This is a genomic window from Ectopseudomonas alcaliphila (assembly GCF_900101755.1).
Taxonomy (GTDB): domain Bacteria; phylum Pseudomonadota; class Gammaproteobacteria; order Pseudomonadales; family Pseudomonadaceae; genus Aquipseudomonas; species Aquipseudomonas alcaliphila.
Genome location: NZ_FNAE01000004.1, coordinates 236847 through 249756 on the forward strand (window position 1 = coordinate 236847; position 12910 = coordinate 249756).

At 62.2% G+C, this 12910-nt stretch carries 13 protein-coding genes; 2 read left to right on the plus strand and 11 right to left on the minus strand.

Features of this window, described 5'->3' with window-relative positions; all coding sequences use genetic code 11:
* The first annotated feature begins 24 nt into the window (after positions 1-24).
* Positions 25-1521: a CoA-acylating methylmalonate-semialdehyde dehydrogenase gene (locus BLR77_RS15555; protein ID WP_074679345.1), complete on the plus strand. Its 1497-nt coding sequence runs from the start codon at positions 25-27 to the stop codon at positions 1519-1521.
* A 214-nt stretch (positions 1522-1735) separates the two neighbouring features.
* On the opposite strand, the gene BLR77_RS15560 is transcribed toward BLR77_RS15555, so the two are convergent.
* Together BLR77_RS15560 and BLR77_RS15565 are read right to left on the minus strand one after the other, a co-directional pair.
* Positions 1736-2131, minus strand: coding sequence for a phosphatidylethanolamine N-methyltransferase family domain-containing protein (locus BLR77_RS15560; protein ID WP_074679347.1), 396 nt, complete (start codon positions 2129-2131; stop codon positions 1736-1738).
* Positions 2132-2341: 210 nt separating this feature from the next.
* Positions 2342-2545 (minus strand): hypothetical protein, encoded by a 204-nt coding sequence (locus BLR77_RS15565; RefSeq protein WP_238380581.1) that lies wholly within the window; start codon positions 2543-2545, stop codon positions 2342-2344.
* Positions 2546-2724: 179 nt separating this feature from the next.
* Between BLR77_RS15565 and BLR77_RS15570 the strand changes: the two genes are divergently transcribed.
* Positions 2725-3552: an arylamine N-acetyltransferase family protein gene (locus tag BLR77_RS15570; RefSeq protein ID WP_074679351.1), complete on the plus strand. Its 828-nt coding sequence runs from the start codon at positions 2725-2727 to the stop codon at positions 3550-3552.
* Positions 3553-4203: 651 nt separating this feature from the next.
* On the opposite strand, the gene BLR77_RS15575 is transcribed toward BLR77_RS15570, so the two are convergent.
* From BLR77_RS15575 to BLR77_RS15615, 9 genes are all read right to left on the minus strand, one after another.
* A complete protein-coding gene (locus tag BLR77_RS15575) occupies positions 4204-5034 on the minus strand; it encodes an NYN domain-containing protein (RefSeq protein ID WP_074679353.1) in 831 nt (276 codons plus the stop codon).
* A 119-nt stretch (positions 5035-5153) separates the two neighbouring features.
* Positions 5154-6665 (minus strand): SulP family inorganic anion transporter, encoded by a 1512-nt coding sequence (locus BLR77_RS15580; RefSeq protein WP_074679354.1) that lies wholly within the window; start codon positions 6663-6665, stop codon positions 5154-5156.
* Positions 6666-6749: 84 nt separating this feature from the next.
* On the minus strand, positions 6750-7481 hold the full coding sequence (locus tag BLR77_RS15585; RefSeq protein WP_074679356.1) for a carbonic anhydrase: 732 nt from the start codon (positions 7479-7481) through the stop codon (positions 6750-6752).
* Between the two features lie 314 nt (positions 7482-7795).
* The gene (locus BLR77_RS15590; protein ID WP_074679557.1) at positions 7796-8032 is read right to left on the minus strand and encodes a hypothetical protein; all 237 of its coding nucleotides are present in this window, start codon (positions 8030-8032) and stop codon (positions 7796-7798) included.
* Positions 8033-8391: 359 nt separating this feature from the next.
* On the minus strand, positions 8392-9096 hold the full coding sequence (locus BLR77_RS15595) for a lipopolysaccharide kinase InaA family protein (protein ID WP_074679358.1): 705 nt from the start codon (positions 9094-9096) through the stop codon (positions 8392-8394).
* 202 nt (positions 9097-9298) lie between these two features.
* A complete protein-coding gene (gene groL, locus BLR77_RS15600) occupies positions 9299-10945 on the minus strand; it encodes a chaperonin GroEL (RefSeq protein ID WP_074679360.1) in 1647 nt (548 codons plus the stop codon).
* 49 nt (positions 10946-10994) lie between these two features.
* On the minus strand, positions 10995-11288 hold the full coding sequence (locus BLR77_RS15605) for a co-chaperone GroES (RefSeq protein WP_017675400.1): 294 nt from the start codon (positions 11286-11288) through the stop codon (positions 10995-10997).
* Between the two features lie 293 nt (positions 11289-11581).
* Positions 11582-12031, minus strand: coding sequence for an FxsA family protein (locus BLR77_RS15610; RefSeq protein WP_074679362.1), 450 nt, complete (start codon positions 12029-12031; stop codon positions 11582-11584).
* Between the two features lie 65 nt (positions 12032-12096).
* Complete coding sequence (locus BLR77_RS15615) at positions 12097-12831, minus strand: HugZ family pyridoxamine 5'-phosphate oxidase (RefSeq protein WP_074679364.1); 735 nt, start codon at positions 12829-12831, stop codon at positions 12097-12099.
* Positions 12832-12910: the final 79 nt, after the last annotated feature.

Here is a 12910-nt window from a genome sequence, read left to right on the forward strand (position 1 = left end):
ATAATTACGTCTAGGAGCTTCCCCATGAGCCATATCCCTCACCTGATCAACGGCGAGCGCGTTGCCGGCAACGGTCGCAGTGCCCCGGTGTACAACCCGTCCACCGGCGACTCCACCAGCGCCGTCGGCCTGGCCGACCGCGCCACCATGCAACTGGCCATCGATGCCGCCAAGGCCGCCTTTCCGGCCTGGCGCAACACACCGCCGGCCAAGCGCGCGCAGATCATGTTCCGCTTCAAGCAACTGCTGGAGCAGAACGAGAACGAAATCGCCGCGCTGATCAGCGCCGAGCACGGCAAGACCCTCGAAGACGCCGTCGGTGAACTCAAGCGCGGCATCGAGAACGTCGAGTTCGCCTGCGCTGCTCCGGAAATCCTCAAGGGCGAGTACAGCCGCAACGTCGGCCCGAACATCGACGCCTGGACCGACCTGCAGCCCATCGGCGTTGTTGCCGGCATCACCCCGTTCAACTTCCCGGCCATGGTGCCGCTGTGGATGTACCCGCTGGCCATCGTCTGCGGCAACTGCTTCATCCTCAAGCCCTCCGAGCGCGACCCCAGCTCCACCCTGTTCATCGCCGAGCTGCTGAACCAGGCCGGCCTGCCCAAGGGCGTGCTGAACGTGGTCAACGGTGACAAGGACGCGGTCGATGCGCTAATCGAAGCGCCCGAGGTCAAGGCCCTGAGCTTCGTCGGCTCGACCCCGATCGCCGAGTACATCTACAGCGAAGGCACCAAGCGCGGCAAACGCGTGCAGGCCCTCGGCGGCGCCAAGAACCACGCCGTGCTGATGCCCGACGCCGACCTGGACAACGCTGTCAGCGCACTGATGGGCGCGGCCTACGGCTCCTGCGGCGAGCGCTGCATGGCCATCTCGGTGGCCGTATGCGTCGGCGACCAGATCGCCGATGCGCTGGTGGAGAAGATCGTCCCGCAGATCCAGGCGCTGAAAATCGGTGCTGGCACCTCCTGCGGCCTGGACATGGGCCCGCTGGTCACTGCCGCTGCGCGTGACAAGGTCAAGGGCTACATCGATGCCGGTGTCGCCCAGGGCGCCAAGCTGGTGGTCGATGGTCGTGGTCTGGTGGTGCCGGGCAATGAAAACGGCTTCTTCGTCGGCGGCACCCTGTTCGACCGAGTGACCTCGGACATGACCATCTACACCGACGAAATCTTCGGCCCGGTGCTGTGCATCGTTCGCGTCGGCAGCCTGGAAGAAGCCATGCAACTGATCAACGATCACGAGTACGGCAACGGCACCTGCATCTTCACCCGCGACGGTGAAGCCGCGCGCCTGTTCTGCGACGAGATCGAAGTGGGCATGGTCGGCGTCAACGTGCCGTTGCCGGTACCGGTGAGCTACCACAGCTTCGGCGGCTGGAAGCGTTCGCTGTTCGGCGACCTGCATGCCTACGGCCCGGATGGCGTGCGCTTCTACACCCGCAAGAAGGCCATCACCCAACGCTGGCCGGCACGCAAGAGCCACGAAGCGGCGCAGTTCGCCTTCCCCAGCAATGGCTGAGTGAGCGCAAGCGTTTCACGAAAAAGGCCGATCACGAGATCGGCCTTTTTCTTGGGTGCAGTCTTGTGGTGATCAGGCTTCTGGTAGGAGCGGCTTCAGCCGCGAATGAACGTGCCACCACGGACAATTCACTACCAACCCAACCTACGGCGCTGGTAGCACTCGTTGATTCAAACAGGCAGAAAAAAGGGGAGCCATTGGCTCCCCGTTTTCGTCAGCGGGAGAGGCGATGGTTTTTCCGCAGGTCGATCAGATCCTGATGGGTGCAGGTCTGTGGCGCCGGGCCAGTCAGGTCGTAGCAACGCTGGCCGAAGCCCATCGGCCAATAGGCGATGCCGACCGGGGGCCAGAAGATCGAGGCAACGCGGAAGCGTGTTTTCAGGCGACCACTCTGGATGACATGAGATTGCCTGTCCTCCAGACGATAAGGCACGCCTCCTGCCGCACCCCACGAAAATGGGCGCGTCTTGATCAGGCCCTGTTTGTGGAGAGTCGGGCGCTCGTTGACGATGAGCGCGCTATCGTCGGGGAGCTTGACCCAGGTGGCAGTGGAGCAACCGCTGACGATAAGCGCGGCTGCCAGCATGGCGGCAGACTTGAGGGAAAACATCCGGATTACATCCTTGTCGTAGTGCTGATAGGGGCGCGTACTATAAAGGCTTATAGCCATCATGGAAGTGCCAACTGTCCGCTACAAGTGAATAGCTACAGGGCATTGAAGAAAAAGGCCGGTCTTGTGACCGACCTTCCTGTTCTCAGGCGGCGCGGTGTTGCCGATCCGGCGCCGGTGGATGGAAATGCACCCTCCACGAGACGTCGTTCACTGCGCCTGATCGATGGCCTCCTGCAAGCGCTGAGTGTTCGCCGCATTGGCCTGGTCGATCTGCTGCTTGAGTTGCTCCATTTGCTGCTGAGCCTGTTTGGCCTGCTCAGCCTGGAGTGTCGCCGTGGCGGCCGTCTCACCGGCGCCGCAGCCGGCCAGGGCGAGTAACAGGGAAAAGGTACAGAAACGGCGCAGGTGCATCATGGAGTCCTCGGGCAAGCTCGTGCGATGAGCGATAGATTGGCGCATTTCTGCCGGTTTGTGTGTGCCGGCTACCGCAAACCGATAGCACGGATTCGAGTACGCCATGCCGCTCGTTGCATATCGTCTGTCCACGCCCTCTGGTAAAACAGTCGGCAGGTAGAAAAGGAAGATGCACGATGACCGAGCCATTCATGCTGGATCTACACACATACCTCGAGCGCCTGGGTTACTCGTCGGCGCCACCACCGACCCTCGACGCCCTGCGCGAGCTGCAAGAGCGGCACACCGCCGAGTTCCCCTTCGAAACCCTGGCGAGCATGCTGCGCGTGCCGGTTGAGGTCGAACCCGCCGCGATCCAGGACAAGCTGCTACGTCAGCGCCGCGGCGGTTACTGCTTCGAACTCAACCGTCTGTACCTGCTGCTGTTGCAGGCGCTGGGCTTCGACGCGCGTGGGCTGACCGGTCGCGTGGTCATGGGCGGCCCGGAAGATGCCCTGCCGGCGCGCACCCATATGCTGGTGCTGGTGACCATCGCTGGCGTGCGCTACATCACTGACGTCGGCTTTGGTGGCATGGTGCCGACCGGTCCACTGCTGCTCGACAGCGAGGCCGAGCAGACCACACCGCATGAGCCCTATCGGCTGACGTTGGTGGACGGCACCTACACCCTGCGCGCATTGGTCGCCGGCGGTTGGCGGGCGATGTACGTGTTCGATCTGCAGAAAGTGGCGGATATCGATTACGTGGTGGGTAACTGGTACGTGTGCACCCACCCGGAGTCGCCCTTCCTCGGCCAGATGATCGCCGCCCGCACCGGGCCAGGCTTGCGCAAGACGTTGAACAACGGCAGCTTCGCCATCCATCGTCTGGGACAGGCCAGTGAGCGGGTGCAGTTGCAGGGTGTCGATGAGGTGCTGAGGGTGTTACGCGAGGAGTTTGGCATTCAGGTGCCGGAGCATCCTGAGCGGCGGGAGATCATCGAGCGATTGATCGCGGGGGCGTGAAGGCAAGGCCGGCTGGCATCGCCACGCTCTTGTAGGAGGGGCTTCAGCCGCGACCCGAAGCCACCCAAATCTGTAGGAGCGGCTTCAGCCGCGAAAATCTCGGAAGCCTCGAACGCCCGTTGAGATTGCTGAAGGAACGCAATCAGTTCCCCTCTCCCATTTATGGGGCGTAAGCGGAAATAGCGAAGCACTGCTTCGCCCGCTGAAGCGCCCTGAGCTCTGCGAAGGGCTGGGGCGCAGGGCGGGGGCTAGGGGAGAGGGTGCTTTTGGTTTTGCACTCCGACGCCGCACATTCGTTGTCTGAAATTACGGTTTCGCCCTTACGGCGAGTCCCTTTTGGCAAACGCCCCAAAAGGAACCAAAAGGTCTGTGCCCCGCCATCCGGGTCTCGCTTCGCTCGACTCCCCTCACTCCATCGTCGCTCCGAGGGCACGACCTAGGCGGCCCCCCGACGAAGGGCCATCCCTGGCCCATCGCGGCTCTCGGCTTTGGCATCCTGCGTCGCTCTACCTCCTACATCCATGTAGTCGTCGCGGCATCCATGCCGCTCAACCCTCTACGCAACGATTCCGTTCGGCCTTCTGAAGGGGCGATTGGCGCAGGACAGAGAGATCGTTGCGCTGCAGCAAGTAGGGGCCGAACGGTGGCACCTTATAATTTGCTCGGTTTTTTATTTCGAACGGCAAGCGCTTGACCACCGGTTGTGGTCGCCCCCAGTACTTGCAGTTCAAAGCGCCCATTCTGCGCCTTGACCAGATCGCTCAGTTTCTTGAAACCATACATCCGCGAGTCAAAGTCCGAGCGTAGTTTGCTGATGTTCGAGCCCAGCAAGCCCAAATGGCACCAACCGTCCTCGTCGGAGTTGTCGTCGATAACCTTGGCAATGAAGTCCACTGGCACTTTCAGCGGTTTAACCTTGTTCGGTGCCGGTTGTGCAGTGGATTTGCTTTCCGCCGAGGTGACAGGTGTCGGTGGTGCCGCAGACACGTCACTGATGGTGCTTTCTGGCTCTACGGCCGGAGCGTCGTTGCGCAGCAGCTCGGTGTAGATGAACTTGTCGCAGGCCGAAACGAAAGGCTTTGGCGTTTTCTGTTCGCCGAAACCGATCACTTCCAGACCTTCTTCACGTATCCGTGCCGCCAGGCGGGTGAAGTCGCTGTCGCTGGATACCAGGCAGAAGCCGTCGAAGCGGCGGGTATACAGCAAATCCATCGCGTCGATGATCAGCGAGCTGTCGGTGGCGTTTTTGCCCTTGGTGTAGGCGAACTGCTGGATTGGCTGGATGGAGTGGTCGAGCAGGACTTTCTTCCAACTGCCGAGGTTGGGCTGCGTCCAGTCGCCATAGATGCGTTTGACGCTGGCGACGCCGTACTTGGCGATTTCTTCGAAAAGACCTTCGACGATGGCGGCGGGGGCGTTATCCGCGTCGATCAGGACGGCGAAGTGCTTGTGCTGACGGGAGGTATTGGGTTTGCTGGCCATGGTGCGTCCTTGCTGGGGATGGATCGACCATACTGCGAATGGTGGTGTGGCGCCACAGCCCATCAGTCGATCCGTTGACCTGGCTCACTCAGTTGTGAACGTGAGCGAGCCAGGTGCAATCAGGCCAAAGCGGTGCGCTGTCTACCTTCCACTCGGCGTTTCAACGCCGCACCTTCGATGATCGCCAATCCTCCGCCCTGGGCGCGGGCGGAGCGGTCCCAGTCTTCCAGCAGTTCCATGCAGGCATGGTCGATATAACTGACCCGCGCCAGGCTCAGATGCAGGCGTGTGCCGGGCTCGACGCTGGACAGCAGCTTGGCCAGTTGTGGCACACGGAGGAAGGTGGCGGCGCCACTCATGCGCAGTTCGGCGCTATCCGGGCCGGTGGGCACCAGCTTCACGCGCAGGCGCGAGGCGCTCCACACCAGTTTCAGCAAGGTAAGGGCGAAGCCCACCAGCACGCCGGTCAGCAGGTCGGTGAAGACGATGCATAGCGCCGTGGCGATATAGATGAACACCGGGGCACGGCCGTACTGGCCGAGGTTGCGCATGGCCTTGGGGTCGACCAGTTTGCAGCCGGTGTACACCAGCACCGCGCCGAGGCTGGCCACCGGGATGCTCTGCAGTACGACCGGCAGCAGAGTTACCAGAGCCAGTAGCCAGGCGCCGTGGAGGATGGTCGAGGCGCGGCCGCGAGCGCCGGCTTGCACGTTGGCCGAGCTGCGCACGATCACGCCGGTCATCGGCAGGGCGCCGACCGCTCCGCAGAGCATGTTGCCGATGCCCTGGGCGGACAGTTCGCGGTTGAAGCGCGCACGTGGGCCGTCGTGCATGCGATCCACGGCGGCGGCGGACAACAGCGTCTCGGCGCTGGCGATAAAGGCCAGCGCCAGTGCTGCAACCAGCAGTTGCGGATCGGCCAGGCTGGCCAGCCCTTGCGGGGTGATCCAGTCGATGGCGTCTGCGAGGTTGGCTGGCAGTTCGACGCGCTTGACCGGCAGCGCCAGCCACAGGCTGGCCAGGGTGGCGAGCGTCACGCCGACCAGAGCGCCGGGCAGAAAGCGCAGCGGCGTCGGGCGAAAACGCTCCCACAGCCAGATGCTGGCGATGGTGCCGAGGCCCACTGTACCGGCGATCATGGCGTTGCTGCCGAGCAGGCTCAGCGCCTCACGTACGGCGCCGGGGAAGGCCAGCAGGTTGTCCAGGCCGGAGGCCTTGGGTGCGGCATCGATCATCACATGCACCTGCGACAACACGATAAGGATGCCGATGCCGGCGAGCATGCCGTAGACCACCGCCGGTGCGGTGACGCGAAACCAGCCGCCCAGGCGCAAGGTGCCGGCGACCAGCTGTATCAGGCCAGCCAGCAGCAATACTGGGCCTAGCGCGGCCATGCCGTGAGTACGTACCAGCTCGAACACCAACACGGCCAGGCCGGCAGCCGGGCCGCTCACCTGCAGCGGTGCTCCGGCGATGAAACCGACCACCAGACCGCCGATGATGCCGGTGATCAGTCCTTTGGCCGGCGGCATGCCAGAGGCGATGGCGATGCCCATGCACAAGGGCAGGGCGACGAGAAAGACCACTACGGACGCCAGCGCGTCCCGTGGCAATGTGCGAAACAGGTTCATGGGAATCTCCTGGCCCGACTTGCGGGCAAAAGCAGCCCGTGCCCGCCTCCATCTATGGAGGCAGGCTCGGGGGAAATGGGGGGGTCAGGCGCTGGCGTAACGAGGTTGCGGGGTGGCGCAGGGCTGCTCGTCACCATCGAGCGCAAGGAAGTTGCCCGAGGCGGCGTCGTAAGCGCGGATGCTGCCGCTGTCGATGTCGTAGACCCAGCCATGGATCTGCAACTGACCGCTGGCCAGGCGTGCGGCAACGGAAGGGTGGGTGCGCAGGTGGTCGAGCTGGGCCACCACGTTTTCCTCGGTCAGCACGCCGAGGGTTTCATGGGCGCTGCCGCAGTTACAGTTGTCTGCCACCACGCTGCGCGCCACCTCGGCATGACGCAGCCAGGCGCGCACGGTGGGCATGCCGTCGAGGCTGGCCGGGTTTAGCACGGCCTTCATCGCGCCACAGTCGGAGTGGCCGCAGACGATGATGTGCTGCACGCCGAGCGCCAGTACGGCGTATTCGATGGCGGTGGAAACGCCACCGTTCATCTGCCCGTAGGGCGGTACCACGTTACCCACGTTGCGGGTGACGAACAGGGTGCCGGGGTCGCTCTGGGTGATCAGCTCGGGGACGATGCGCGAATCGGCGCAGGTGATGAACATCGCGCTGGGCGACTGCGCCGAGGCCAGACGCTTGAACAACGCCTGCTGCTGCGGGTAGACCTCCTGGCGGAAACGGCGAAAGCCCTGCAGCAATTGCTGCAGGGCGGCCTGGGCGTTGTCCTTGGCGACGGGGCGCAGGGTCTTGCCGGTTCGGGAAGCGGTTGAGTTCATCGTTGCATCTCCTGTGATTTTCATCGGTGACGTTCTCGACTGCCAGCCAAACGCCTGTGACCAGCTGGTCACTTTCGGAGCAACGATAAAGATTCTTACTTAATCAAAACTGAACGAGAGGCTCTAAAACGCCACTATGCGGGCACTCTCAGGAACTTGGCCTTTGGGGCCAGAGGTTCTGAGCGAGTAATAGGGGGTATGGAGGAGCAGGGCGGGGGCCACCTGCGAGGGTATAAGTGCCAAGAGGCAGCACCTGGCGGGCCACCTGCTGATGCAGGTCAGCCCGCTTGACGAGGTGTGGCCGAGCGTGTGGCTTACTGCTCGCCCTTCATCGCGCCACTGAGGCTGAACATCAGCACTAGCAGGTTGGCATCGGGTTTGGCGGCGGGCTGCACTTGCTTGCGCAAAGGTGCACTGGGGCAGGGCTCTGTAACTGTGCAGTCGTGCGCTTGCAGCACACGTGGGCCTGGCTCTTGCCAGGCTGCGGCGGCGATTGCCGTTACGCTGAGTGCGAGGCCCAAGAACAAACCTCGTGCTATTTCTAATTTCATTTTGCTAACCCCTTGAAAGCGCTGCCAAACGCTGTTCGCTAAACCTAGATCACCCATTGCCTTTTCGTCGTCTCATGCGACGAACGGTCTTAGCGCGTAGCTGGCATCAGCCAGGGGCTGTGCTGGGACACGGGCTTTGTCGGTTGGTTCAACAATGTTGCGGGTAACGGATCAACGTTACCTTGGGTGCCGGTCACGGCGCCCTGTAACAGCCGGCCCTGGCAGTTGCAGTCGCCTGCAGCTTTTCTTGCTACCCAGCGCAAAGGTGCGAGGTAGAGCCACTTCCTGGTGGGGGATGGTGCGGATGGAGCGAGGTGTTGCGGATAAAACACTGCCGACCCAGGCCGGCAGCCGGTTACTCAGGCAATAGCCGTGCCGAGGCCTTTGGCGCCATCGGCGAAGATCTGGCGGTAGCCCTGCAGCAGCTGCTGCCAGTCCGCGTCGGACCAGGGGCTATGGCGTCGTAGCTGGGGCAGGTCGTGCTGAGCGGCCTGGATGCGTGTCAGACGGCGACGGCTTTTCTCTAGATCCAGCAGGGCAACCTGCGGCGTCTCGCCGGTAACGTTAACGAAGATATGTTTTGCATACAGGCAACCGTGCTGCCAGCGGCCCAGGTGCATGCGCGCCAGCGTCGCACCAGCGAGTTGCAGCAGCTGGGTGTGTACGGCTTCACCACAGGCTTCGCGGCCGCCTTTGGCGTACCAGCTCTCGATGTCCATGAAGCCTTGGAGCTCAGCGGTTACCAGCAGGCCCCGCCAACCTTGCTGTGGGTCGTGTTCGACGCCGCAGTAGATCAGCTTGGGAACGGGCACGCCCAGTGCGTCCAGAGCCAGCAATGCACTGCGTTCGCGCAGCACGGTCGGGCGCCCTTGTGGGTGCAGCAGGCTGCGGTAGATATGGCCGATCTGTTTCTTGGCGTAGAGCACACCGGTTTCATCCAGCAGGCGTTGTACGCCACTCTGGCCGCCACGGCGAACATTGGGCTCTTCGACCCAATCACCTTGCTGTTGCCACCAGTGTTGGAATGCCTGCTGAGGGAGTTCGCTCGTGCTGCAAAGGGCCATATTCTTGTTCTTCTATTGGAGGTTGGCGCAGCGCTCGTCTCGTGAACGGGTACTACGTCGTTCAGGGTTGTAACAAAACATAAGCAAACAACGTTCCTGAGTCCACAGGAAATGTCATCGGATTTTTCGGCCTGTATCGCTTTTCATCGGGCATAAAAAAACCCCGCGACTAGCGCGGGGTTCTTTGTACTGCGTGGGGGGCTTACATCATGCCGCCCATGCCACCCATACCGCCCATGCCACCCATATCAGGCATGGCCGGAGCCTTGTCGTCAGCCGCTTCGGCAACCATGGCCTCGGTGGTGATCATCAGGCCGCCGATGGAGGCAGCAGCTTGCAGCGCCGAACGGGTGACCTTGGCCGGATCGAGAATACCCATCTCGATCATGTCGCCGTAGGTGTCGGTCGCGGCGTTGAAGCCGAAGTTGCCCGAACCCTGCTTGACCTTGTCGACCACTACGCTCGGCTCGCCGCCGGCGTTGGCAACGATCTGACGCAGCGGCGCTTCGACAGCGCGACGCAGCAGAGCGATACCGACGTTCTGGTCTTCGTTGTCACCTTTCAGCTCGTCGATTGCCAGCAGGGCGCGAACCAGGGCCACGCCACCGCCAGGTACCACGCCTTCTTCCACGGCAGCGCGGGTAGCGTGCAGGGCGTCTTCAACGCGGGCTTTCTTCTCTTTCATCTCGACTTCGGTGGCAGCGCCAACCTTGATCACGGCAACACCGCCAGCCAGTTTGGCCAGACGCTCTTGCAGCTTCTCTTTGTCGTAGTCGGAAGAGGTTTCTTCGACTTGCTTGCGGATCTGTGCAACGCGGGCTTCGATGTCGACCTGGGCACCAGCACCATCGATGATGGTGGTGTTGTCCTTGTTTAGCACGACGCGCTTGGCGTTACCCAGGTGTTCCAGAGTGGCGCTTTCCAGGGACAGGCCAACTTCTTCGGAGATCACGGTACCGCCGGTCAGGATGGCGATGTCCTGCAGCATGGCCTTGCGGCGGTCGCCGAAGCCCGGAGCCTTGACGGCAGCGACTTTGACGATGCCGCGCATGTTGTTGACGACCAGGGTAGCCAGGGCTTCGCCTTCGACGTCTTCAGCCACGATCAGCAGCGGGCGGCCAGCCTTGGCAACGGCTTCCAGCACCGGCAGCAGTTCGCGGATGTTGGAGATCTTCTTGTCGACCAGCAGCAGCAGCGGGCCTTCCAGCTCGGCAACCATGGTGTCCGGCTTGTTGATGAAGTACGGCGACAGGTAGCCGCGGTCGAACTGCATGCCTTCTACGACGGACAGTTCGTTTTCCAGGCCCGAGCCTTCTTCAACGGTGATGACGCCTTCTTTACCGACCTTTTCCATGGCTTCGGCGATGATGTCACCGATGGAGTGGTCGGAGTTGGCGGAGATGGTGCCTACCTGGGCGATGGCCTTGGTGTCGGTGCACGGCTTGGCCAGTTCTTTCAGCTGGGCAACGATGGCGATGGTGGCCTTGTCGATGCCGCGCTTCAGGTCCATCGGGTTCATGCCGGCAGCGACGGACTTCAGGCCTTCGTTGACGATGGCTTGAGCCAGAACGGTAGCGGTGGTGGTGCCGTCGCCGGCCGCGTCGTTGGCCTTGGACGCTACGTCCTTGACCAGCTGGGCGCCCATGTTTTCGAAGGCATCTTTCAGTTCGATTTCCTTGGCAACCGATACACCGTCTTTGGTGATGGTCGGGGCGCCGAAGGATTTGGCCAGAACCACGTTACGGCCTTTCGGGCCGAGGGTGGCTTTGACGGCGTCGGCCAGTACGTTGACGCCAACGAGCATTTTCTTGCGGGCGGAATCGCCAAACTTGACTTCTTTAGCAGCCATGTTGATCAGTCCTCAAATTCTTGAAGGTTAAAACGGAGATTCGTGGGAATCAGGCTTCGACGACAGCGAGGATTTCGTTCTCGCCCATTACCAGCAGGTCTTCGCCGTCGACTTTGACGGTGTTGCTGCCGGAGTAAGGGCCGAATACCACCTTGTCACCGACCTTGACGGCCAGCGGACGGACTTCGCCGTTATCCAGAACCTTACCGGTACCGACGGCAACGACTTCACCCTGGTTCGGCTTCTCGGCGGCCGAACCCGGCAGCACGATGCCGCCTGCGGTTTTGGTCTCTTCTTCGCTGCGACGGATTACGACGCGGTCATGCAGAGGACGAAGCTTCATTGTCGATCTCTCCTAACAATTGAATGGCCAACTTGCCGACTCTTGCTTGGTCGGCGGGTTTGTAAAATCCGGCGAGGCCGGGCGCGGCACGCTGGGCGCACCGCGAAAGTCGGACTGCCTCAGTGGGCAGGCACCTTGCGGTGACTGCTACATGTGGGCGGGCAAGGGCATTTCAAGGGGCGGGGGTGAAATTTTTTGCGCGTGGGAGGGGGAAATCGTGCCACTTGGTAGAGACCCGAACCGCCGACGATCAGCCTGTAGGGTGATCGCCGGCAAGCGATCGCTCGTACCGCTCAGTCGCGGCGTTCGTACTCGCCTTCAAGCACGTCCGGCCTGGTTTTTCCGGAGCGGGCCGCCATGTCGTCGAAGAAGGCGCGCTGGCGCAGGGCCTGCTCTTCGGCGCGGCGACGAATCTTGCCGACCAGCAGGCGACGAGTGAACGGAATCAGGCAGAGCACACCGAAGATGTCGCTGATGAAACCCGGCAGCAGCAGCAGACCACCACCGACGGCGATCAGCAGGCCTTCGAGCATTTCCTGCTCGGGCAACTCACCCCGCGAAAGCTTCTCGCGGGCGCGCCATGCAGTGGCGACACCTGCAACGCGCAGCAACACGCTACCGAGGATAGCGGTACCGATCACCAGCATCAGCGTGGGCAGCACGCCAATGGCGCTGCCGACCTTGATCAGCAGGGCCAGTTCGATGATCGGAAACAGCAGGAATAGAAACAGAAACGCGCGCATTTTCAGAGGGTCCTTGACGGAAGCGAGCTTCCAGTAGGAATTAAGTATGGGGTAATGGCCTGAATTCAAGCTGAAGGCGTACCACTGGTCGGCCAACTCTCGGCTCGAGCCAGCTGCACCAGCGCCTGGCGCACGGCGCCGGGATTGCTGCAGGGCGCGGGAAACGGCAGCCAGTAAAGGCTCTGGCCGATGCGCAGATGGAAGCCTTCACTGTCTACACCGGCCATCTGCGCGGGTTCGTGTTGCGGCAGGCCGGCCATTTCGACGTAATGCGCGATGGCGCTGGCGTGGTCGTCGTTCATGTGTTCGACCATGCTCGCTTCGCTGCCGTCCGTCGCGAAGGGATTGGCCAGGGCGACCTGGTCGAGCCAGTGAATCGCGCCGAAACCGCCGATGAAACGCCAGCGCACCGGCTCCAGCCGCCAGAAATCGAAATCATGCGCCCGATGGTAGTCGCGCGACTGGGGGAAAAAGCGGTAATAACGCTGTGCGGCCGCTTCGATTTCGCTTTCGTCATGCAACTGTCGTGCTTCGGCGAGCAAAGTGAGGCGGCCGACCGCCTGCACATCTTCTGCGCCACGTTCGCCGACCAATAGCGAACATTTGGCGTCCTGCCCGAGATTATGGGTGTGCTGGGCGATGCGGCTGATCAGGATCAGCGGCCGGCCCTCGGCATCCAGGCAGTAGGGCACCACCGATCCGAACGGGAAACCCGGCATGGCCTTGGAGTGGGTGCTGAGCACGCCACGGTATTCCTTGAGCAGCAATTCTCGTGCATGCTTGCCGGCTTTCACGCTCACCTTATGACTCCTCGCAAAGAATCCGTCAGAAACGGACAGACGCCCTAGCATAGCGGTTAGCGGGCATCAGCGGGGTCGG